The sequence below is a fragment of the Pseudomonas sp. LBUM1646 genome (genome assembly GCF_059716165.1).
Genome location: NZ_CP166810.1, coordinates 4,032,874 through 4,054,629 on the forward strand (window position 1 = coordinate 4,032,874; position 21,756 = coordinate 4,054,629).

The window sequence follows — 21,756 nt, forward strand, 5'->3', positions numbered from 1 at the left end:
GTTGAAACCCATGCTAAAACCGCGCCGCCCGGGATGAGTTACTACCTTGGTACTGCCTTAGCGGTACTTTCTGCATATTTCCTCCGCCCCGCAGGGTTCCTATGCTGGCGCTACCGTCATGGAGTGCCCTATGCGCCAGCTTGCCCCCTACGCCTTGATCTACCTGCTGGCGATTGCCTGCGCTGCCGCACTGGCGACTCAAAGTCAGGCGGCCGACGCGCCGTTGCAGGTGCAGATCGGCTACCTGGGTTATCGCCCCGATCCAGGGCCGCTGTTGTCGAACGTCATTCCCGAGCCGACCGATGCCGGGCTGCGCGGCGCCGAACTGGCGATCACCGACAGCAACAGCACCGGGCGTTTCCTCAACCACAGCTACAGCTTGGTCAGCGCCAGCACCGATAACGCCGATGCGCTGATCGAAGCGGCCAAGGCCCAGCACGAACAAGGCTTGCGCCTGTTTGTGGTGAATGCCCCGGTGGAAACCCTGCGCCGGCTCAGCGCGGTGCTGACTGACAGTTTGCTGTTCAACGCCGGCAGCCCGGATGACAGCCTGCGCAGCACCGACTGCTTACCGAACGTGCTGCACAGCCTGCCGAGCCGGGCGATGCTCGCCGATGCGCTGGCGCAATTCCTGGTGGTGCGCAAATGGCAACGGGCGCTGCTGATCGTCGGCCCGACGCCGGACGATCAAGCCTACGCCGCCGCCCTGCGCCGCGCCGCCAAACGCTTCGGCCTGAAACTGGTGGCGGAAAAAGCCTGGAGTTTCGACAACGATCAACGCCGCAGCGCCCAGGCCGACATGCCGCTATTCACCCAGACCGCCGAGTACGACGTGGTGCTGGTGGCGGATGAACGCGGTGACTTCGGCGAATACGTGCCCTACCAGACCTGGTATCCGCGCCCGGTCGCCGGCACCCAGGGCCTGACCCCGGTGGGCTGGCACAAAACCGTGGAAACCTACGGCGCCGCGCAGTTACAAAAACGCTTCGAGGCCATGGCCGGACGCTGGATGAATGACCGGGATTTCGCCGCGTGGATGGCCGTACGCAGCATCGCCAGCGCGGTGAGCAAGTTGCGCCAGACCGATCCGATGGCGATCCGTGCGCTGGAGATCAGCGATCAATTGCCGCTGGACGGTTTCAAGGGTCGCAAGCTCAGCTATCGGCCGTGGAACGGCCAGTTGCGCCAGCCGATCCCCATCGTGCAACCGCGAGCGCTGGTCAGCACTTCGCCCCAGGACGGTTTCCTGCACCCGTTCAACGAAATGGACAGCCTGGGATACGACAAGCCCGAAGTGACCTGCCGCTTTCCCTGATTTTTTCCACCACAACGACAATAAAAAGGAATCCGCCATGCGCCGTACCCTGCTCTCATGCGCCCTGCTGCTTGCTGCCGGGCACGCCGTGGCCAGCACCGCCTGGGTCTCCAACGAAAAGGACAACACGCTGAGCCTGATCGACATGCAGACCCTGCAAGTCACCGACACCCTGCCCGTCGGCCAGCGCCCGCGCGGTCTGTTGCTGTCCCATGACAGCAAGTTGCTGTACATCTGCGCCAGCGACTCGGACCGGGTCCAGGTGATGGACGTGGCCACGCGCAAGATCATCAAGGAGTTGCCGTCGGGCAAAGACCCCGAGCAATTCGCCCTGCACCCGAATAATCGCTGGTTGTACGTTTCCAACGAAGACGATGCGCTGGTGACGGTGATCGACACCGAAACCTCCAAGGTGCTGAGCCAGATCAACGTCGGCGTCGAGCCCGAAGGCATGGCGGTCAGCCCCGACGGCAAATGGGCGGTGAACACCAGCGAGACCACGAACATGCTGCACTGGATCGACACCAGCACCCAGACGTTGGCCGACAGCACGCTGGTGGACCAGCGCCCGCGTTTCGTCGAGTTTTCACCGGACGGCTCACAGCTGTGGGCCTCGGCGGAAATCGGCGGCACGGTGACGATTCTCGACGTCGCTACGCGCAAGATTCTCAAGACCATGAACTTCCAGATCAAGGGCGTACACCCGGACAAGGTGCAGCCAGTGGGGATCAAGCTCAGCGCCGACGGCAAGTACGGTTTCGTCGCCCTCGGCCCGGCCAATCACGTGGCGGTGGTCGATGCCAAGACCTTTGAAGTGCTCGATTACCTGCTGGTCGGCCGGCGCGTGTGGCAGATGTCGTTCACCCCGGATCAGAAGCAATTGCTCGCCACCAACGGCGTCAGCGGCGATGTGTCGGTGATTGATATCGACAGCCTCAAGGTCAGCAAATCGATCAAGGTCGGGCGCTATCCCTGGGGCGTGGTGGTGACCCCATGAACGCACTGGAAGTCAGCGAACTGAGCTTTGCTTATGGGGCGAAAGAGGCCCTGCGCCAGGTGAGTTTCAGCCTGGCGCCGGGGCGTTTTGCCGCATTGCTGGGGCCGAACGGCGCGGGGAAATCGACGCTGATCGCCCTGCTGACTCGGCTCTATGATTTGCAGCGCGGCGACATCCGGGTCGGCGGCTGTTCGTTGCGTGATACGCCGCGCCCGGCGCTCAAGCAATTGGGCGTGGTGTTTCAACAAAGCACCTTGGACCTGGACCTTAGCGTCGAGCAGAACCTGCGTTATCACGCCGCGCTGCACGGCCTGTCTCGGCGCCAGACCGGTTTGCGGGTCGAGGCCGAACTGGCCCGCCAGGCGCTGACCGAACGCCGTCGCGAAAAAGTCCGCGAACTCAATGGCGGTCATCGCCGACGGGTGGAAATCGCTCGGGCCTTGCTCCACGAACCGCGTTTGCTGCTGCTGGATGAGGCCAGCGTCGGCCTCGACCCGGCCAGTCGCCTGGCGCTCAACCAACACATCCGCAGCCTGTGCCGCGAGCAAGGCATCAGCGTGCTCTGGACCACGCATTTATTGGATGAAGTGCAGCCGAGCGACGACTTGCTGATTCTTCATCAGGGACGACTGGTCGCCAGTGGACAAGCCGACGCCCTGAGCCTGGAACACGGTGGCGACCTGGGCTCGGCCTTCACTCGACTGACCACCTCAGGAGCCGCCCGATGAATGCTTACTGGCAGTGTTTCAACGGCATCGTGCTGCGCGAATGGCTGCGTTTTGTGTTGCAGCGCACACGGTTTCTCAGTGCGCTGGTGCGCCCGCTGTTGTGGCTATTGGTATTCGCCGCCGGGTTTCGCGCGGCGCTGGGCATCGCGATCATCGAGCCGTATGACACCTACATTCCGTATGAGGTGTACATCATTCCGGGGCTGGCCTGCATGATCCTGCTGTTCAACGGCATGCAGGGTTCGCTGTCGATGGTCTATGACCGGGAGATGGGCAGCATGCGCGTGCTGCTGACCAGCCCCCTGCCTCGGACCTTTTTGCTGTGCAGCAAGTTGTTGGCGACATCGCTGATTTCGCTGCTGCAGGTGTATGCCTTTCTGGCGATTGCCTGGGTGTATGGCGTGCAACCACCGGCCATGGGCCTGCTCATTGCCTTGCCCGCGTTGCTGCTGGTGGCGCTGATGCTCAGTGCGCTGGGGCTGTTGCTGTCGAACGCGATCCGCCAGTTGGAGAACTTTGCCGGGGTGATGAATTTCGTGATCTTCCCGCTGTTTTTCCTGTCATCGGCGCTGTATCCGCTGTGGAAAATGCGTGAATCCAGTGAGTGGTTGTACTGGTTGTGTGCGCTGAACCCGTTTACCCACGCCGTGGAGCTGGTGCGGTTTGCCTTGTATGAACGCTTCAACCCGTTGGCGCTGGCGGTGTGCGTCGGGCTGACGTTGCTGTTCGTGCTGCTCGCGGTCCTCACCTTCAACCCGCAACACGCAGCCCTGCGCAAATCCAACTGAATGATCGCTCCCACGCTCCGCGACATTGATCGTTCCCACGCTCTGCGTGGGAATGCCTCAATGGACGCTCCGCGTCCGCTTTGGGACGCGGAGCGTCCCGGGCTGCATTCCCACGCTGAGCGTGGGAACGATCAGCCTCTGAAATTACTACTTTAGTACTGCTTTACCTGTCTATCGTCGCATTCCCATCGCACCGGGACTGGCATGTAATAGGTTCATAACTATAAGGATTGAACCCCCATGCCGCGTGCCCGACGTCGTCTGCTGCGCCCTTGCCTCGCTGCCCTGTCGCTTAGCCTGTTGCTGAGCACCGCGCACGCCGAAACCCCGCTATTCTCTGCCGACGGTTACCGCATCGGCCTGTACCGCAGCCCGACGCCCAATCAGCTTCCGGGTGCGACTATTCTCGATACGTCCGCCCTGCAAGCCCTGCTCACCCGGACTCCGCGCCCAGTGTTAATCGACGTCTACCGCCGCCAATGGCTGCAAGGGCGTTTCATCGAAGACCAGCCCCACGAGAACCTGCCCGGCAGTCACTGGTTGGCCAATACCGGCGACGGCGACCTGACAGCCGACTGGCAAGTCTACTTTGCGCGTAATCTGGATAAATGGAGCGACGGTGACCGCCAGCAACCGCTGGTCTTCTACTGCCGCTCCGATTGCTAGTTGAGCTGGAACGCGGTAAAACGCGCCGCGGCCATGGGCTATAAGTCAGTGTATTGGTATCGCGATGGCCTGGATGCCTGGCAAGCGGCGAACCTGCCCGTTGCGCCGGCCCAGCCCGAGCCCTTTCCCTGACTGAACACCTGCGTGTTGTTGCCCCACCAAAAAATCAAAATAATGAGGTGAATGGCTATGTACAAAATTCTGATTGCCGACGATCACCCGCTGTTTCGCGAAGCTATTCATAACGTCATCAGCGACGGTTTCCCCGGCAGTGAAGTGATGGAAACCGCCGACCTGGACAGCGCCCTGCTGCTGACCCAGGAACACGACGACCTGGATCTGATCCTGCTGGACCTGAACATGCCGGGCATGCACGGCCTCAACGGCCTGATCAACCTGCGCAACGAGGCGCCAACCATTCCGGTGGTGATCGTCTCGGCCGAGCAGGACAAACAGATCGTGCTGCAAGCCATCACTTACGGCGCCGTGGGTTTCATCACCAAATCTTCGCCACGATTGCAGATGACCGAGGCCATCCAACAGATTCTCAACGGCAACGTGTACCTGCCGCCGGACATCATCCGCACGCAAAAACCCGGCACCCACCGCCGCATGAATGACAACCCGAGCTTCCCGCCGGAACTGCTCCAGGCCCTGACTCGCAAGCAGTTGCTGGTACTTGAACGGATGACCAAGGGTGAGTCGAACAAACAGATCGCCTACACCCTGGAAATCGCCGAAACCACGGTCAAGGCTCATGTGTCGGCGATCCTGCGCAAACTCAACGTGCACAACCGGGTGCAGGCGATCTTGAGTGCCGGGGATATTGATTTCGGGTCTTATCTGCGGCGTTGAAGCACAATCCACGCAAGACGCGCACTCTGTAGCAGCTGGCGAAGCCTGCGTTCGGCTGCGCAGCAGTCGTGAATCAGACAATGCGGTTTATCAGGAAAACCGCGTCGTCAGGGTTTACGACTGCTGCGCAGCCGAACGCAGGCTTCGCCAGCTGCTACAGGTCGGGGGGCGACTCAAGTTATCGGGATGGACCGAGTAGGTGACTCATCGCGGTCTTCAGCTTCATCGGCCGCACCGGCTTATGCATCAAGGTGTGCCCCAACTCACGGATCTGCAGCTTTAGCTCGTTGCTGTAATTGGCCGTGATCATCATCGCTGGAATAGCCGAACCCCGCCGCGCATTGATCCGGGCCACGGCATCGACGCCGTTCTGGTCGTCGTCCAGGTGGTAGTCGGCAATCAGCAAGTCGGCTTCCTGGTGATAGTTGTCCACTTGCCGGGCCAAATCCTGCTCCGACAGCGCCGTCACTACCAGACACCCCCAACCTTCCAGCAACGTGCGCATCCCCGCGCAAATCGCTGCGTCGTTGTCCAGCACCCACACCCGCGCACCGCGCAGGCGCTCAAGCATCGGCTCGCTCATCAACAAGCTCGGCAACGCCTTGGGCGCCGTGGCGCTGAGCGGCACTTCGACGGAAAACATCGAGCCCTTGCCCGGCCACGAGCGCACATGAATCCGGTGCCCGAGGATCCCGGCGATTTTCTCGACGATAGCCAGGCCCAGGCCCAAGCCGCGATCCTGATCCGGACGCTGTACATCACCGCGCTTGAACTCCTGGAAAATCTCTTCCAGACGGTTTTCGGCAATGCCCATGCCGCTGTCCCAGACTTCAATCGACAAGCGCTGATGATGGCGGCGGCAACCGAGCACCACACGGCCGCTGTAGGTGTAGCGAATCGCATTGCTCAGCAGATTGCGCAGGATCCGCGCCAGTAACTGAATATCACTGCGCACCAGCGCCGAACACGGGATGAAATGCAGCTCCAGCCCTTCACTGCGCGCCACTTGGGTGTACTCGGCGGCGAGGTTTTCCAGCAATTCGCTGAGGGCGAACGGCGCGATGTCAGCCTTGATCACCCCGGCATCGAGTTTGGAAATATCCACCAAAGTACCCAGCAGGTTTTCCACGTCTTCCAGGGAATTGCTGACGTTGCGCACCAGAATCGCGTTGGCCACTGGCTCCCGGCGTTCCAGCAAAGCGCTGGTAAACAGCCGCGCCGCGTTGAGCGGTTGCAGCAAGTCGTGGCTGACGGCAGCGAGAAACTTGGTCTTCGACAGGTTGGCCTGCTCGGCTTCGAGTTTGGCTTCGCGCAGGCGTGATTCGACGCGACGGCGCTCATCGATTTCGCGCAGCAGTTGATCGTTGAGGGTGGTCAGTTCCGCCGTGCGTTCGCGCACCCGCAACTCAAGGTTTTGATAGGCCTGGTGCAAGGCCTCGGCGGTGCGGCGGCGTTCGGTGATGTCACGGATCAACACAAAAATCCCCACCACCTCCCCGGTGGCCAGGCGATTGGGCACGTAGGAGCGCAGCATGTAGCGTTCCTGATTGTTGATGTTGGTTTCGGCGAACTCGAAGGTCACGCTTTCACCGGCCAAGGCCCGGGCGACATAGGCTTCCAGGCGCTGGTAATGCTGCTCACTGTGGACCTCGCGCAGGCTCTGCCCGAGCATCACGCCCCGGGGCCAGCAGTACCATTCTTCGTAGACCTTGTTGGTGAACTCGTAGACCAGATCGGCGTTCAGGTAGGCAATCAGCGCCGGCACATGGTCGGTGATCAAGCGAATCCAGCGTTCGCTTTCGCTGAGCGCTTCGGCGTGTTGGTAGCGTTCAGTGATGTCGGTGAAGGTATTGACGAAGCCGCCCGTGGGCAGCGGATGGGTGCGGATTTCCAGGACCCGGCCATCGTAGAGACGCTGCTCGCATTCCTGTACCGACCGCCCGTTGCTGTCACGACTGGCCGGGGTCAGCAGGTTCAATTCGCTATCGGCGATCACCTCGGCGAACGGCCGATGGGCCGCCACCGGCGCCAGGCCGCTGAGTTCAAGAAAACGCCGGTTCCACAGTTCCAGGATGCCGTCGGCGTTGACCATCGCCACGCCTTGGGACAGGTTGTCCACGGCCCGTTGCAGCAGGTGGGATTTCTGCGCCACGGCTTGCTCACGGCGCACGGTTTCGCTGAGTTTGACGTCAGTGATATCGGTAAACAGAATCACCCGCCCGCCTTCCTGGGTCGGCCGTTCGCTGACTTGCAGCCAGCGGCCATTTTGCAGGCGATACAGCAGATTCTGGTCGGCGTGACCCCGGGGTTCCTCGGTGAACAACCCGGTGGCCGTCATCAAGCGTTTGACCTCGGCCAGGTGCATACCGGCAATGATCCGCACCCGACTGTTACCCCAGAAAGCCTTGAAGCGGCTGTTGAACAGCACGATGCGCTGGTCTTCATCGAACAACACGAAAGCATCGGAAATGCTCTCGATCGCATCGATCAAATGCTGATGGGCGGTTTCCGCCCGCAGGCGTGCATCGCTGAGCAAGTGATTGCCGGCCTTGAGTTCGGCCATGGCCTGATTCAAGGCGTCGGTGCGCTCGCGGACCTGTTCGGCCAGCACCACCGAATGCTGGAACGCCGCATACGGGTCGTTGCCCCGGGTGATGCCGGATTCGATCCGTTCGATCAGCGCGCCATTGATGCGCTGCAGCTTGTGGTTGTCGCGCTGCAGGCCGGCGACCTGCGCCTGGAGTTCAACGGTGTCCAGGGGAACGGCCTCGGGCAATGGCAACCCCGGTGAAGGTCTGGTTGATGTGCATGCCATTGAACTGTTCTCCGTAGGTGTTGAAACCCATCACCCGATGCTCACGCAAAAACGCCCCGATCGGTTCCAGGCTGCCGCGCTCTTCCAGTTCCAGGCGTCGCAGAAAGCAGTCGCAGCCGATGGTCAGCAACAGGTCGCCGAGGCGTTCCTCCAGGCCCGCGAACAGCGCTTGCAGGTTCGGTAGCATGGGGCCTGGGGTCATGGCGGTGAGGACAATGCCGTTTTCCACGGCGCAGTAAAAACTCAGGCTCAGGTCCGGGTGCACCTGCTGGATGGCGCGCACGTAGTACTGATCGTTGATCCGCACCGCCAACGGGTGCGCGGCGAAGATCCGGTGATCGAGCTCGGCGACCGGCACACCGATATGGCGGGCGTACTCCTCGGCGGCAGGTTCGGCGTTAAGTTCGAAGACCCGTCGCGATGCGCTGTCGGCCCCGGTCACCACCAGTTTTTCCGCCCGGGGCAGGATGTGGTGCGTAGTGAAGACTTCGAAATCGAGCCAGGTGTTGACCAGCACCACCACCGCCGCGCCGCTGTGGAACACGCCATCGAAGTACACGTGGGTGTGGGTCAGGTAGTTGTCATCGCCAGCGGAACCGCCGAAATGCGGGATATCGCCCAAGGCTGCGCTCAACGCGGCGAGGACCATTTCCTCACGGCTGGACAGGCCATCGAGCAGGGTCAGGGCAAAGCTGTTGCCCTTGATCGGCGCCAGGGTATTGCTGCGACAGCCGCCCACCAGGCGTTCGACCATTTGCTGGGCGTCGATCAGGCTGAAGCGCTCCATCTCGTCGATCAGTTCAATGGCGATGGAAAAGTGCCGATGGTCGAACCCGACTGCCGTCACGCAATTGCGGCCGTAGCCTTGCGGGGTGATTTCCCCGGCGCTGGTGCAGCCCACCAGGCGAATCCCGCCGAAGCTTTGCTGCAAGGCCTGGCCCAGCGCCTGCAAGTCGTACTCGGCGGAACAGAAAAACAGCACAAAGCCCAGGTGTGGATGCAACAGCTGTCGCGCCAACTCCTGGGCTGCCTGCTGCGCATCGGTGGCCTGGGACATCGCACTGACCACGCCTTCACTCTGGACCTGCTGCATCGTCGCCTCCCGCAGGTGCGCATGTATGAGGTGCGAGTGTACGAAGCCTGCGGGCCGGGACGTATGCTACTTGGGTAGCGGTCAGGCGCTTCGATGGGATGAGAGTGCAAGCGTAGAGATTGAATGGCGGGAGCTTTTGTGGCGAGGGAGCTTGCTCCCGCTGGGCGGCGAAGCAGCCCCCCATTGGTCGATGCGCGACCAGAATCGGGACCGCTTAGCGCTCCAGCGGGAGCAAGCTCGCTCGCCACAGGTGATCAGTGTCGCTAGAGGCTCACCAGGTAAGCACCGCCCCCACCGCAACCGTATCGGTGTCTTCGTTCTGCGCACTGGTGTCGTGACCATCGATGCTGAACTGGTTGTACTCGGCCACCAATTTGAGGTTGTCATTGACGTCATGGAACAGCGCAATGCCGCGGGTTTCATAGTCCGCGCCACTGCCGACCACGCCGTTGCCGTCGTCGTTGGTCTTGCCGTAGGACAGCGCCAAACGGTTCTCGCCCAGTTTGTAGGAGCCCTGCATCAAATAGCCTTTGCTATCGACATTGCGCAACGTCGCTTCGCCGGCATTGTTGGTGAAGAACGGGTTGATGCCCTTGGCCTGGAACCCGGAACCGGTCAGCGATAACCCGCCCATTTTCGCCTGCACGCCGTAGCCGAGGCCTTTGGAGGTGACGGATTGAACGGTGGAATCGGTGTTGTCAGAGGTCTGGTAGCTACCGTTGACCCAGCTGTAGATCTTCGCCCCCGCGACATCGAACTGGTAGGTGATCTCGCTCTCGGTGCGCGGGTTTTCCTGGTAAGCCTTGCCCAAGGGGCTGCTGTCGTTGGTGTCCACCGGGTCCATGATCCCCACCGCCACCCGCAAGCCTTCCATCACCGGCGTGCGGTAGGTGATTTGCGAGGTGGGAAACGGATACGGATAACCGCTGCCGATGTTGCCGAACGACACCCCGCCACCGTCCACCAGCCCCAGGCTGTCACTGACCTGGCCGTAACCGGCGAGCAGTTCATCGAGCAGGATGTTGGAGCGGGCAAATAGGCCGAAATCCTTGCCGATCAACACTTCGCCCCACTCCGGATTGGCCACGGTGCCGTAGAACTGCCGCACATCGATGGCGGTGTCGGTGCCGTTGGTTTCGCTGTCGTTGATGGTCACCCAGAACGAGGCGCGGGCGCCGAGCTTGAGGTCATCGACCTGCTTGCCCATGTTGAAGCCCAGGTAGTTGGGCAGAAAACCCATCTTGACCCGGGCCTGCCGACGGTCGTACTGATCGCCAGCCCGGTCGACTTTACTGTTCACATAGAAGGCGTTGATGTAGCCGTCAGTGGAGAACGTGGTCTGGTCCTTGTCGTACAGCATGATCTCGGCCTCGGCCATTGAACTCAGGCCAAGGGACGACAGGCTGACGATGACGGCCGGCAAAAAACGATGCGAGAAATTCTTATTGTTATGCATGACGCGCTCCGCAACAGGGGGAAAAGTTGTCGGAGGCGATTATCGAAAGCTGACCGGCGGCGTCATACGCTGCCTTGGCGGCGGTTTTGAAGTGCTTTGGAGGGGCCGGGGATGCGCGGCAAATTCGGCGTAAGACCGGGCCGCGGCAAGGCCCGGAACTTTGGGTGTACGCCTGCGAGCGGTACTGGCGCCCGGAGGAGCCGGTACCGGCTAGACGCCCGCTCTAAACAGCATGTAAGCGGCGACCACGATGCAGACACTGGCGAAACCGATTTGCAGCGCACGGGCGGGTACACGGGCACACAGCTTGCGGCCAATGACCATGCCGACGATGCTGGAGACGATAAACGCCACGCCCAAGCTGTCGATCCGTACCCCGGCATGGAACGCACCGATCACGCCGATGGCCGAGATCAGGCTGATCACCATCAACGACGTGGCGATGATCCCGCGCATCTGCACGTCCGTCAGTTGCTTGAACGCCGGGACGATCAGAAAGCCGCCGCCGACGCCCAGCAAGCCCGACACCACACCAGTCACCGCACCGAGGGCCGCCAGGGTCGCGGTGCATTTGGCGGTCCAGGAAAAGCGCCCGGTCTGTTGATCGAGCATGCAGTTTTTCTGGCCCCAGTTGGCGTGGCCATGGTCGCTCGGGCCTTCGTCCTGGCGCTCCTTGCGCAACATCCGCCAGGCCACCATGACCATCAGCAGGCTGAACAAAATCATCAGGATTTTTTCCGGCAACTGATGGGCGAAGTAGATCCCGAGCGGAGAAAAAATCGCCCCCAGCAAGGCGATCAACAACGCCGCGCGATAGCGCACCAGACCGTGGCGCAAGCCGTCGATAGCGCCGACCGCTGCCGCGCTGCCTACCGCAAACAACGCGACCGGCGCCGCTTGGGTCATGGTCCAGCCGAGCCCCAGTACCAACGCCGGCACCGCCAGAATTCCGCCCCCGGCCCCGGTCAAACCAAGGACCAGGCCCATGAGCACACCAAAAAAACTTGCCAGCAGCATAGGGTTCTCTCAATCGACCTTGGACACAGCGGTCAGCCACTCTCGGCCCTTGAGCATGCCGTTCCAGTAGAACCACGGCAGCAGGGACGCCTTGAGCCACCACGCCGAACGACGCGGCACTGTCGGGTCGAGGGGAAAGGTCGGCAGCAACTTACCGGCATAGCCAAACTCGGCGAGGATCACCTTGCCTTTCTCCACCGTCAGCGGGCAGGAGCCGTAGCCGTCGTACTTGAGCGGCAGCGGTTGCTGCTTGCGCAGGGCCAACAGGTTTTCCGCGACCACCACAATCTGCTTGCGCACCGCTGCGGCGGTTTTCGCGTTGCTGGTGGAGCAGATATCACCCAGGCCGAACACCTCGGGATAACGCACGTGTTGCAACGTGTGCATGTTCACTTCGCACCAGCCAGCGGCGTCGGCCAAGGGACTTTGGTGGATGAAATCCGGGGCCACTTGAGGTGGCACGACGTGCAGCAAGTCGAAGGTTTTTTCTTCAACGGTGACCGTACCGGCCGCATCCTTGACCTCGAACCACGCGGTTTTCGCCGGGCCATCGACCTTGATCAGATTGGAGGTGAACGCCAGCCGGGCGTTGTACTTTTCGATGTATTTCATCAGCGGCGGCACGAAGGTCGGCACGCCGAACAGCACAGCACCGGCGAGGTTGAACTCGACGTCGATGTTTTTCAGCACGCCGCTTTTCAACCAGTGATCGCAGGACAGGTACAACGCCTTTTGCGGCGCCCCGGCGCATTTGATCGGGATCGGTGGCTGGGTGAAGATCGCCTTGCCGCCGCGCAGGTTCTTGACCAGCTCCCAGGTGTAGGCCGCATGCTGATAACTGTAATTGGAGGTCACGCCGTGCTGGCCGAGGGTTTCCTGCAAGCCTTCGATCTTCTCCCACGCCAGGCGCAAGCCGGGGCAGACAATGAGGTTTTGATAGCCGACGGTGCGGCCGTCGTCGAGGGTCAGGTGCTTGTTGTCGGCGGCAATTTCAGTGACGGCAGCTTGCAGCCAGGTGGCTTGCCGCGGCATGACGCTGGACATCGGGCGCACGGTGTCTTGCACCTTGTAGGCGCCACCTCCGACCAAGGTCCAGGCTGGCTGATAGAAGTGCTGGGTATTGGGTTCGATAACGGTGATGTGCAACGACGGATCGCGCTTGAGCAGGCTGGCGACAAAACCAATCCCTGCCGTGCCGCCGCCTATCACCACGATGTCTGCACTGATGGTTGGGCCCCAGTGTTGATCGTTCATTGGTTGTTCCCTTTTTTACTGCTGCACGCATTTAGTCGGGTCAGGCACTTTCTCTGTAGCAGCTGCCGAAGGCTGCGTTCGGCTGGTAGCAGCTGCCGAGCCTGCGAGGCTGCGTTCGGCTGCGAAGCAGTCGTAAAACCTGAGCACGCGGTCTTCCTGATGCACCGCGCCGCCTGATTTGACGACTGCTTCGCAGCCGAACGCAGCCTCGCAGGCTCGGCAGCTGCTACAGGCGAACGCAGGCTCCGCCAGCTGCTACAAAGGGCATCGTCACGCCCAGCTTTTCAGTACCGCTCCGCAATACAGGCCGGACAGCGTCTTCATCACTTGAATCACTTCGTGACTGGCCAGGCCATAGAAAATGTATTTGCCTTCGCGGCGGGTCGCGACCAGGCCCTCATCGCGCAAGATGCCCAGCTGTTGGGACAGTGTCGGCTGGCGTACGCCGGTCATGGTTTCCAGTTCGCCGACGTTACGCTCGCCTTGGGTCAACTGGCAGAGAATCAGCAAGCGATCCTCATTGGCCAACGCCTTGAGCAGCGCGCAAGCTTTGGAGGCCGAAGCCCGCAGTTGGGCGACTTCACATTCGGTCAGACTGGATTGCATTTGCAGGATGCCTTCGACGTCACTTAAGCTGCAGACATTATGTGTAAACATAAAGTGTTGCAACCGGTTACTGTCTTCCCACCCCTTTCACAGGTCCGAGTCCCATGCCCGCGCTGATTGAAGCCTTCCTCGACCCCGCCTCGTCGACCTACAGCTACGTGATCTACGAGCAGGCTGGCGGGCAGTGCGCGATTGTCGACACCGTACTCGATTACGACCCGGCGGCTGGGCGAACCTCTACTGTCCAGGCTGACCGCGTCATTGCCTTCGTGCGCGAACACCAGTTGCAGGTTCAATGGCTGCTGGAAACCCATGCCCACGCCGATCACTTGTCCGCCGCGCCGTATCTGCGCCGGGAACTGGGTGGGAAGATCGCGATTGGGCAGTCGATCAGCAAGGTCCAGGGCGTATTCAAGACCCTGTTCAATCTCGAGCCGGAATTTTGTGTGGACGGCTCACAGTTCGATCACCTGTTCGCGCCGAACGAGTCATTCATGATCGGCAACCTCAAGGCCACGGCCCTGCATGTGCCCGGCCATACGCCGGCGGACATGGCTTATTTGATCGACGGTGATGTGATTCTGGTGGGCGATACGCTGTTCATGCCGGATGTCGGCACCGCGCGTTGCGATTTTCCGGGAGGCAATGCCAACCAGATGTTCGCCTCGATCCACAAGCTGCTGGCGTTCCCTGCTGGTGTTCGGCTTTACGTTTGCCACGACTACCCGCCTGAGGGCCGTGAGCCTGAATGCCAGACCACCGTCGGTGAGCAGCGTAAAAGCAACATTCATGTGCATGACGGTATTGATGAAGCGGCGTTCGTCGCCATGCGCACACAGCGCGATGCCGGGTTGGGCATGCCGAATCTGTTGCTGCCGGCGATTCAGGTCAATGTGCGGGCGGGGAATTTGCCGCCGACTGAGGATAACGGCGTGACGTACCTGAAAATCCCCATTAATAAACTCTAACGCTCGATCATTCCCACGCTCTGCGTGGGAATGCATCCCGTGACGCTCTGCGTCACATTCGAAGCGGAACGCGGAGCGTCCCCGGCGGCATTCCCACGCGGAGCGTGGGAATGATCAGCGTCAACTGCCGAGGGTCAGTCCGTTCGCCGGTAACGGCAGTGCAGTTTTGTACCGCACCTGCTTCAGCGCAAAGCTCGAACGAATGTTGGCCACGCCAGGGACTTTGGTCAGAAAATCCATCATAAAGCGCTCCAACGACTGAATGCTCGGCACCAACACCCGAATCAAATAATCCGGATCCCCCGCCATCAAGTAGCACTCCATCACTTCCGGACGATCCGAGATCGCCTCTTCAAAATGCGCCAGCGCCTCTTCCACCTGTTTCTCCAGGCTGACATGAATGAACACATTCACATGCAGCCCCAGCAGGTCGGCATCCAAGAGCGTCACTTGCTCACGTATCAGCCCCAACTCTTCCATCGCCTTGACCCGGTTAAAGCACGGCGTCGGCGACAGGTTCACCGAGCGGGCGAGGTCGGCGTTGGTGATGCGGGCGTTCTCCTGAAGACTATTGAGAATGCCAATATCGGTACGATCCAATTTGCGCATGAGACAAAACCACCTGTTATTTTTGTTTATGCAGATTTTTTATCCTCAAATGACCGCCAACGCAACGAAACACAGATAAATATTCTCCTGCGCCGGGCCTATGATGTTTGTAGGACAAGATTTCCACTAACCGTGGAATGACCGTCAGCTCACTACAAAAAATTCACAAGATCGAGCGTAGAAGCCATGAACCAAGCGTACGAACCGCTGCGCCTGCACGTTCCCGAACCCTCGGGCCGTCCCGGCTGTAAAACCGACTTCTCCTACCTGCGTCTGACCGACGCCGGCACGGTGCGCAAACCCCCAATCGACGTTGAACCGGCCGACACGGCTGATCTGGCCAAGGGCCTGATTCGCGTGCTCGACGACCAGGGCAACGCCCTTGGCCCATGGGGCGAAGGCGTGCCGTCCGAGATCCTGCGTAAAGGCATGCGCGCCATGCTCAAGACGCGGATTTTCGACAACCGCATGGTGGTCGCCCAGCGTCAGAAAAAAATGTCGTTCTACATGCAAAGCCTCGGCGAAGAAGCCATCGGCAGCGCCCAGGCCCTGGCCTTGAACATCGACGACATGTGCTTCCCTACCTATCGCCAGCAAAGCATCCTGATGGCCCGCGAAGTGCCGCTGGTGGACCTGATCTGCCAACTGCTGTCCAACGAGCGCGATCCGCTCAAGGGCCGACAGTTGCCGATCATGTACTCGGTACGCGATCACGGCTTCTTCACCATTTCCGGCAACCTCGCCACCCAATTCGTACAAGGTGTGGGCTGGGGCATGGCCTCGGCGATCAAGGGTGACACCAAAATCGCTTCGGCCTGGATCGGCGACGGCGCCACCGCTGAATCCGACTTCCACACCGCCCTCACCTTCGCCCACGTTTACCGCGCGCCGGTGATCCTCAATGTGGTCAACAACCAATGGGCAATCTCGACGTTCCAGGCGATTGCCGGTGGTGAAGCCACCACGTTTGCCGGTCGTGGCGTCGGTTGCGGGATTGCCTCCCTGCGGGTCGATGGCAATGATTTCGTCGCGGTCTACGCCGCCTCTGCCTGGGCCGCCGAACGGGCGCGCCGCAACCTCGGCCCGACCATGATCGAATGGGTCACCTACCGCGCCGGCCCGCACTCCACCTCCGATGATCCTTCGAAATACCGTCCCGCCGACGACTGGAGCCACTTCCCGTTGGGCGACCCGATTGCGCGCCTCAAGCAGCACCTGATCAAGATTGGTCAGTGGTCTGACGAGGAACACGCCGCTGTCAGCGCCGAACTGGAAGCCGAAGTGATTGCCGCGCAGAAAGAAGCCGAAACGTACGGCACCCTCGCCGGGGGCCAGACGCCAAGCGCCGCGACCATGTTCGAAGACGTCTACAAAGAGATGCCGGAGCACTTGAAGCGCCAGCGTCAAGAGTTGGGGATCTGACATGAACGACCACAACAACACTATCGAGCTAAACACGGAAACCGCCATGAGCACGACCACCATGACCATGATCCAGGCCCTGCGCTCGGCCATGGATGTGATGCTTGAGCGCGACGACAACGTCGTGGTGTTCGGCCAGGACGTGGGCTACTTCGGCGGCGTGTTCCGTTGCACCGAAGGCTTGCAGAGCAAGTACGGCACCTCCCGGGTGTTCGATGCGCCGATCTCGGAAAGCGGCATCGTCGGCGTCGCCGTGGGCATGGGCGCCTACGGTCTGCGACCGGTGGCCGAGATTCAGTTCGCCGACTACGTGTACCCGGCGTCCGACCAGATCATTTCCGAAGCCGCCCGCCTGCGTTATCGCTCGGCCGGCGAGTTCACCGCGCCGATGACCCTGCGCATGCCGTGCGGCGGCGGCATCTACGGCGGCCAGACTCACAGCCAAAGTATTGAAGCGATGTTCACCCAGGTCTGCGGCCTGCGCACCGTCATGCCGTCCAACCCGTACGACGCCAAAGGCCTGCTGATCGCCTCCATCGAAAACGATGACCCGGTGATCTTCCTTGAGCCAAAACGTCTGTACAACGGCCCGTTCGACGGCCACCACGACCGCCCGGTAACCCCGTGGTCGAAACACCCGGCCGCGCAAGTACCGGACGGTTACTACACCGTGCCGCTGGACGTCGCCGCCATCGCCCGTCCGGGCAAGGAAGTCACGATCCTGACCTACGGCACCACGGTCTATGTATCGCAAGTGGCCGCCGAAGAAAGCGGTGTCGACGCCGAAGTCATCGACCTGCGCAGCCTGTGGCCGCTGGATCTCGAAACCATCGTCAAGTCGGTAAAGAAAACCGGCCGCTGCGTGATCGTTCACGAAGCCACCCGCACCTGCGGTTTCGGCGCGGAACTGGTCGCGTTGGTGCAAGAGCATTGCTTCCACTACCTGGAAGCGCCGATCGAACGCGTCACCGGTTGGGACACCCCCTACCCGCACGCGCAAGAGTGGGCGTATTTCCCAGGGCCGTCCCGTGTGGGCGCGGCGTTGAAACGGGTTATGGAGGTCTGAATGGGCACGCACGTTATTAAAATGCCGGACATTGGTGAAGGCATTGCAGAAGTTGAGTTGTCGGTGTGGCACGTCAAGGTCGGTGACATGGTCGTCGAAGATCAGGTGCTGGCCGATGTCATGACCGACAAGGCAATGGTCGACATCCCTTCGCCGGTGCATGGCAAGGTCATCTCCCTCGGCGGTGTGCCGGGGGAAGTGATGGCAGTTGGCAGCATCCTGATCAGCATTGAAGTGGAAGGCGCGGGTAACTATAAAGAGTCCGCTCAGCCTGCAGCCGTTGCCGTTAAAGAAGCACCGGTGGCGGTGGCGCCTAAAGTTGAAGCTGAAAGCAAACCGGTAGCGGCACCTCGCCCAGCCGCCGTGTGCCAAGGCCCGATGGTTGCGCGTGAAGCCGATGAGCGCCCGCTGGCCTCCCCGGCCGTGCGCAAACATGCATTGGACCTCGGCATCCAGTTGCGTCTGGTGCGTGGCACCGGCCCGGCCGGTCGCGTACTGCACGAAGACCTCGACGCCTATCTGGCCGAGGGTCAGTCGAATGCATCGACCGCTACCGCCGCTTACGCCCAGCGTACCGACGAACAGCAAATTCCGGTAATCGGCATGCGCCGCAAGATCGCCCAGCGCATGCAGGATGCCACTCAGCGCGCCGCCCACTTCAGTTATGTCGAGGAAATCGACGTCACGGCCGTGGAAGAACTGCGCGTGCACTTGAATGAAAAACACGGCGCGACTCGCGGCAAGCTGACGTTGCTGCCGTTCCTCGTACGTGCCTTGGTGGTTGCCCTGCGCGACTTCCCGCAAATCAATGCCCGTTACGACGACGAAGCCCAGGTCATCACCCGCCTCGGCGCGGTGCATGTCGGCGTCGCCACCCAGAGCGACATTGGCTTGATGGTGCCGGTGGTGCGCCACGCCGAAGCCCGCAGCCTGTGGGACAGCGCCTCGGAAATCTCGCGTTTGGCGACTGCCGCACGCAATGGCAAAGCCAGCCGCGATGAGCTTTCGGGCTCGACCATCACCCTGACCAGTCTTGGCGCGTTGGGCGGGATAGTCAGTACTCCGGTGTTGAACCTGCCGGAAGTGGCGATCGTCGGCGTGAACAAAATCGTCGAACGCCCGATGGTGGTCAAAGGCCAGATCGTGATTCGCAAGATGATGAACCTCTCCAGCTCCTTCGATCACCGCGTGGTCGATGGCATGGACGCGGCGCAATTCATCCAGGCCATTCGTGGCTTGCTCGAACAACCCGCCACCCTATTCGTGGAGTAAGGCATGCAATCTTTGAACACCACGCTGCTGATCATTGGCGGCGGCCCTGGCGGTTATGTGACGGCGATTCGTGCCGGCCAACTGGGCATTTCGACCATTCTGGTGGAAGGCGAATCGTTGGGCGGCACCTGCCTGAACATCGGCTGCATTCCATCGAAGGCGCTGATTCATGTCGCCGAACAGTTTCACCAGACGCAACACCACAGCCAGCACTCGGCTTTGGGCATCAGCGTTTCGGCGCCGACCCTCGATATCACTAAAAGCGTCGAGTGGAAGGACGGCATCGTTGATCGCCTGACCACCGGCGTCTCGGCGCTGCTGAAGAAGCACAAGATCCAGGTCATTCAAGGCTGGGCCAAGGTGATCGACGGCAAGACCGTTGAAGTCGGCGACACGCGCATCCAGTGCGAGCACCTGGTGCTGGCCACCGGCTCGAAGAGCGTGAACCTGCCCATGCTGCCGATTGGCGGGCCGATCATTTCGTCCACCGAAGCCCTGGCGCCGAAAAGCGTGCCTAAACGCTTGATCGTGGTCGGTGGCGGTTACATCGGCCTGGAGCTTGGGATTGCCTATCGCAAGCTCGGTGCCGAGGTCAGCGTGGTCGAGGCACAGGATCGTATCCTGCCGGCCTACGACGCCGAATTGACGCACCCGGTGCACGAAGCGCTCAAGCATCTCGGCGTAAAGCTTTACTTGAAGCACAGCGTTCAAGGCTTTGATTCGGCTAGAAATACACTGCAAGTTCTTGATCCGACTGGCGACACCCTGAACCTGGAAACCGATCAGGTGCTGGTGGCCGTCGGCCGCAAGCCGAATACCCAGGGCTGGAACCTCGAAGCGCTGAACCTGACGATGAACGGTTCGGCGATCAAGATCGACAACCGCTGCCAGACCAGCATGCGCAACGTTTACGCCATCGGCGACCTGAGCGGCGAACCGATGCTCGCGCACCGGGCCATGGCCCAGGGCGAGATGGTCGCCGAGTTGATCAGCGGCAAATCCCGCGAGTTCAACCCAACTGCCATCGCTGCCGTGTGCTTTACCGACCCGGAACTGGTGGTGGTCGGCAAGACGCCGACTGAGGCCGAGGCTGCCGGGCTGGACTGCATCGTTTCCAGCTTCCCGTTCGCCGCCAATGGCCGGGCGATGACCCTGGAGTCGAAAACCGGCTTCGTGCGGGTGGTCGCTCGTCGGGATAATCATGTGATTGTGGGTTGGCAAGCGGTGGGTGTCGGGGTTTCGGAGTTATCGACGGCATTCGGCCAGAGCCTGGAAATGGGCGCACGGCTGGAAGACATCGCCGGCACCATCCACGCGCACCCGACACTGGGTGAAGCGGTGCAGGAAGCGGCGCTGCGTGCCTTGGGTCACGCGCTGCACCTCTAAAGCAGGACGCAAATCCTGTAGCAGCTGTCGAGCGGAGCGAGGCAGCGCTCGGCGACGAAGTCGTCGTAATCCGGCTGACGCGGTCAGTCTGAAAGAACGCAATCGCCGGTTTTACGACGACTTCGTCGCCGAACGCTGCCTCGCGGTGCTCGACAGCTGCTACATCAGTGCGTCAATGGTCGTAGAGATCGAATTCCAGGCTGCGAAACAGGCCCGGAATGAAGTATTGTTGTCCCCATCCAAAAAACGTCAGAAGCCTTGAACCGTTTCGGCGGTTGTTAAGTGATAGAGGGTGTCATGGGTAACGAAAGCATCAATTGGGACAAGCTGGGTTTTGACTACATCAAGACAGACAAGCGTTTCTTGTCGTACTGGCGCAATGGCGAGTGGGACGCGGGCACCCTGACCGAAGATAACGTGCTGCACATCAGCGAAGGCTCGACTGCCCTTCACTATGGCCAGCAGTGCTTCGAAGGCATGAAGGCCTATCGTTGCAAGGACGGCTCGATCAACCTGTTCCGCCCGGACCAGAACGCCCTACGCATGCAGCGCAGCTGCGCACGCTTGCTGATGCCGTTCGTGGAAACCGAGCAGTTCATCGAAGCCTGCAAGGCCGTGGTCCGCGCCAACGAGCGTTTCATCCCGCCTTACGGCACTGGCGGCGCGCTTTACCTGCGTCCGTTCGTGATCGGCGTCGGTGACAACATCGGCGTGCGTACTGCGCCCGAGTTCATCTTCTCGATCTTCGCCATTCCGGTCGGCGCCTACTTCAAGGGTGGCCTGACCCCGCACAACTTCCTGATTTCCAGCTTCGACCGCGCCGCCCCACAAGGCACCGGTGCGGCCAAGGTCGGTGGCAATTACGCTGCCAGCCTGATGCCCGGTTCCCAGGCCAAGAAGGCGCACTTTGCCGACTGCATCTACCTGGACCCGATGACCCACACCAAAATCGAGGAAGTCGGCTCGGCCAACTTCTTCGGGATCACCCACGACAACAAGTTCGTCACCCCGAAGTCGCCGTCGGTCCTGCCAGGCATCACCCGCCTGTCGTTGATCGAACTGGCAAAATCGCGTCTGGGCCTGGAAGTGGTCGAAGGCGACGTGCTGATCGACAAGCTGTCGGACTTCAAGGAAGCCGGCGCTTGCGGTACGGCTGCCGTGATCACCCCGATTGGCGGCATCAGCTACAACGACCACCTGCACGTGTTCCACAGCGAAACCGAAGTCGGCCCGGTCACCCAGAAGCTCTACAAAGAGCTGACCGGTGTACAGACCGGCGACATCGAAGCGCCAGCGGGCTGGATCGTCAAGGTTTAACCTGACGAAGCTGTCCGTTTGAACACAAAAGCCCGGCCATCACTTGGATGGCCGGGCTTTTTTTGTCCGTGCTTTCATGCAAAAGTCTCACTAGACTTGCTGACTACCGGTCAACAGGCGCCACCA

General features: G+C 61.0%; 18 protein-coding genes and 1 pseudogene. 12 read left to right on the forward strand and 7 right to left on the reverse strand.

Going from position 1 to position 21,756, the window contains the following annotated elements:
• Positions 1 to 130: 130 nt before the first annotated feature.
• From ACA071_RS18355 to ACA071_RS18380, 6 genes and pseudogenes are all read left to right on the forward strand, one after another.
• On the forward strand, positions 131 to 1,315 hold the full coding sequence (locus ACA071_RS18355; RefSeq protein ID WP_497640445.1) for an ABC transporter substrate-binding protein: 1,185 nt from the start codon (positions 131 to 133) through the stop codon (positions 1,313 to 1,315).
• Positions 1,316 to 1,352: 37 nt separating this feature from the next.
• Complete coding sequence (locus ACA071_RS18360) at positions 1,353 to 2,312, forward strand: YVTN family beta-propeller repeat protein (protein ID WP_497640446.1); 960 nt, start codon at positions 1,353 to 1,355, stop codon at positions 2,310 to 2,312.
• Positions 2,309 to 3,040, forward strand: coding sequence for an ABC transporter ATP-binding protein (locus tag ACA071_RS18365; RefSeq protein WP_497640447.1), 732 nt, complete (start codon positions 2,309 to 2,311; stop codon positions 3,038 to 3,040). The genes ACA071_RS18360 and ACA071_RS18365 overlap by 4 nt, the downstream gene beginning before the upstream one ends.
• Positions 3,037 to 3,828 (forward strand): ABC transporter permease, encoded by a 792-nt coding sequence (locus ACA071_RS18370; protein ID WP_497640448.1) that lies wholly within the window; start codon positions 3,037 to 3,039, stop codon positions 3,826 to 3,828. Before ACA071_RS18365 ends, ACA071_RS18370 begins: the two co-directional genes overlap by 4 nt.
• Positions 3,829 to 4,068: 240 nt before the next feature.
• Positions 4,069 to 4,626, forward strand: a pseudogene (locus ACA071_RS18375) (PQQ-dependent catabolism-associated CXXCW motif protein).
• Between the two features lie 57 nt (positions 4,627 to 4,683).
• Entirely contained in the window at positions 4,684 to 5,349 is a 666-nt protein-coding gene (locus ACA071_RS18380; RefSeq protein ID WP_123508683.1) for a response regulator transcription factor, read from the forward strand.
• A 178-nt stretch (positions 5,350 to 5,527) separates the two neighbouring features.
• Here ACA071_RS18380 and nahK read toward each other — a convergent pair whose 3' ends face one another.
• The 6 genes from nahK to ACA071_RS18410 form a co-directional block, all read right to left on the reverse strand.
• On the reverse strand, positions 5,528 to 8,164 hold the full coding sequence (gene nahK, locus ACA071_RS18385) for a hybrid sensor histidine kinase/response regulator NahK/ErcS' (protein ID WP_497640449.1): 2,637 nt from the start codon (positions 8,162 to 8,164) through the stop codon (positions 5,528 to 5,530).
• On the reverse strand, positions 8,094 to 9,257 hold the full coding sequence (gene nosP, locus ACA071_RS18390; RefSeq protein WP_497640450.1) for a nitric oxide-sensing protein NosP: 1,164 nt from the start codon (positions 9,255 to 9,257) through the stop codon (positions 8,094 to 8,096). The genes nahK and nosP overlap by 71 nt, the downstream gene beginning before the upstream one ends.
• Positions 9,258 to 9,528: 271 nt before the next feature.
• Complete coding sequence (locus ACA071_RS18395; RefSeq protein WP_497640451.1) at positions 9,529 to 10,713, reverse strand: porin; 1,185 nt, start codon at positions 10,711 to 10,713, stop codon at positions 9,529 to 9,531.
• A gap of 210 nt (positions 10,714 to 10,923) precedes the next feature.
• A complete protein-coding gene (locus ACA071_RS18400) occupies positions 10,924 to 11,730 on the reverse strand; it encodes a sulfite exporter TauE/SafE family protein (RefSeq protein WP_497640452.1) in 807 nt (268 codons plus the stop codon).
• Positions 11,731 to 11,739: 9 nt separating this feature from the next.
• On the reverse strand, positions 11,740 to 12,984 hold the full coding sequence (locus ACA071_RS18405) for an NAD(P)/FAD-dependent oxidoreductase (protein ID WP_497640454.1): 1,245 nt from the start codon (positions 12,982 to 12,984) through the stop codon (positions 11,740 to 11,742).
• A gap of 270 nt (positions 12,985 to 13,254) precedes the next feature.
• Positions 13,255 to 13,590 (reverse strand): ArsR/SmtB family transcription factor, encoded by a 336-nt coding sequence (locus tag ACA071_RS18410; RefSeq protein ID WP_427628806.1) that lies wholly within the window; start codon positions 13,588 to 13,590, stop codon positions 13,255 to 13,257.
• Positions 13,591 to 13,694: 104 nt separating this feature from the next.
• Between ACA071_RS18410 and ACA071_RS18415 the strand changes: the two genes are divergently transcribed.
• Positions 13,695 to 14,558 carry an MBL fold metallo-hydrolase gene (locus tag ACA071_RS18415; RefSeq protein WP_497640455.1) on the forward strand — a complete coding sequence of 288 codons (864 nt, stop codon included), beginning with the start codon at positions 13,695 to 13,697 and terminating at the stop codon, positions 14,556 to 14,558.
• Positions 14,559 to 14,678: 120 nt separating this feature from the next.
• Here the strand turns inward: ACA071_RS18415 and bkdR are convergent, their stop codons facing one another.
• Positions 14,679 to 15,167, reverse strand: coding sequence for a Bkd operon transcriptional regulator BkdR (gene bkdR, locus ACA071_RS18420; protein ID WP_497640456.1), 489 nt, complete (start codon positions 15,165 to 15,167; stop codon positions 14,679 to 14,681).
• Between the two features lie 186 nt (positions 15,168 to 15,353).
• On the opposite strand from bkdR, the gene ACA071_RS18425 reads away from it, so the two are divergent.
• From ACA071_RS18425 to ACA071_RS18445, 5 genes are all read left to right on the forward strand, one after another.
• Positions 15,354 to 16,589 (forward strand): 3-methyl-2-oxobutanoate dehydrogenase (2-methylpropanoyl-transferring) subunit alpha, encoded by a 1,236-nt coding sequence (locus ACA071_RS18425; protein WP_497640457.1) that lies wholly within the window; start codon positions 15,354 to 15,356, stop codon positions 16,587 to 16,589.
• Position 16,590: 1 nt separating this feature from the next.
• Positions 16,591 to 17,655 (forward strand): alpha-ketoacid dehydrogenase subunit beta, encoded by a 1,065-nt coding sequence (locus ACA071_RS18430; protein WP_497640458.1) that lies wholly within the window; start codon positions 16,591 to 16,593, stop codon positions 17,653 to 17,655.
• Positions 17,656 to 18,927, forward strand: coding sequence for a dihydrolipoamide acetyltransferase family protein (locus tag ACA071_RS18435; protein WP_497640459.1), 1,272 nt, complete (start codon positions 17,656 to 17,658; stop codon positions 18,925 to 18,927).
• A 3-nt stretch (positions 18,928 to 18,930) separates the two neighbouring features.
• Positions 18,931 to 20,313: a dihydrolipoyl dehydrogenase gene (lpdA, locus tag ACA071_RS18440; protein WP_497640460.1), complete on the forward strand. Its 1,383-nt coding sequence runs from the start codon at positions 18,931 to 18,933 to the stop codon at positions 20,311 to 20,313.
• Between the two features lie 297 nt (positions 20,314 to 20,610).
• The gene (locus tag ACA071_RS18445; protein WP_169368974.1) at positions 20,611 to 21,630 is read left to right on the forward strand and encodes a branched-chain amino acid aminotransferase; all 1,020 of its coding nucleotides are present in this window, start codon (positions 20,611 to 20,613) and stop codon (positions 21,628 to 21,630) included.
• Positions 21,631 to 21,756: the final 126 nt, after the last annotated feature.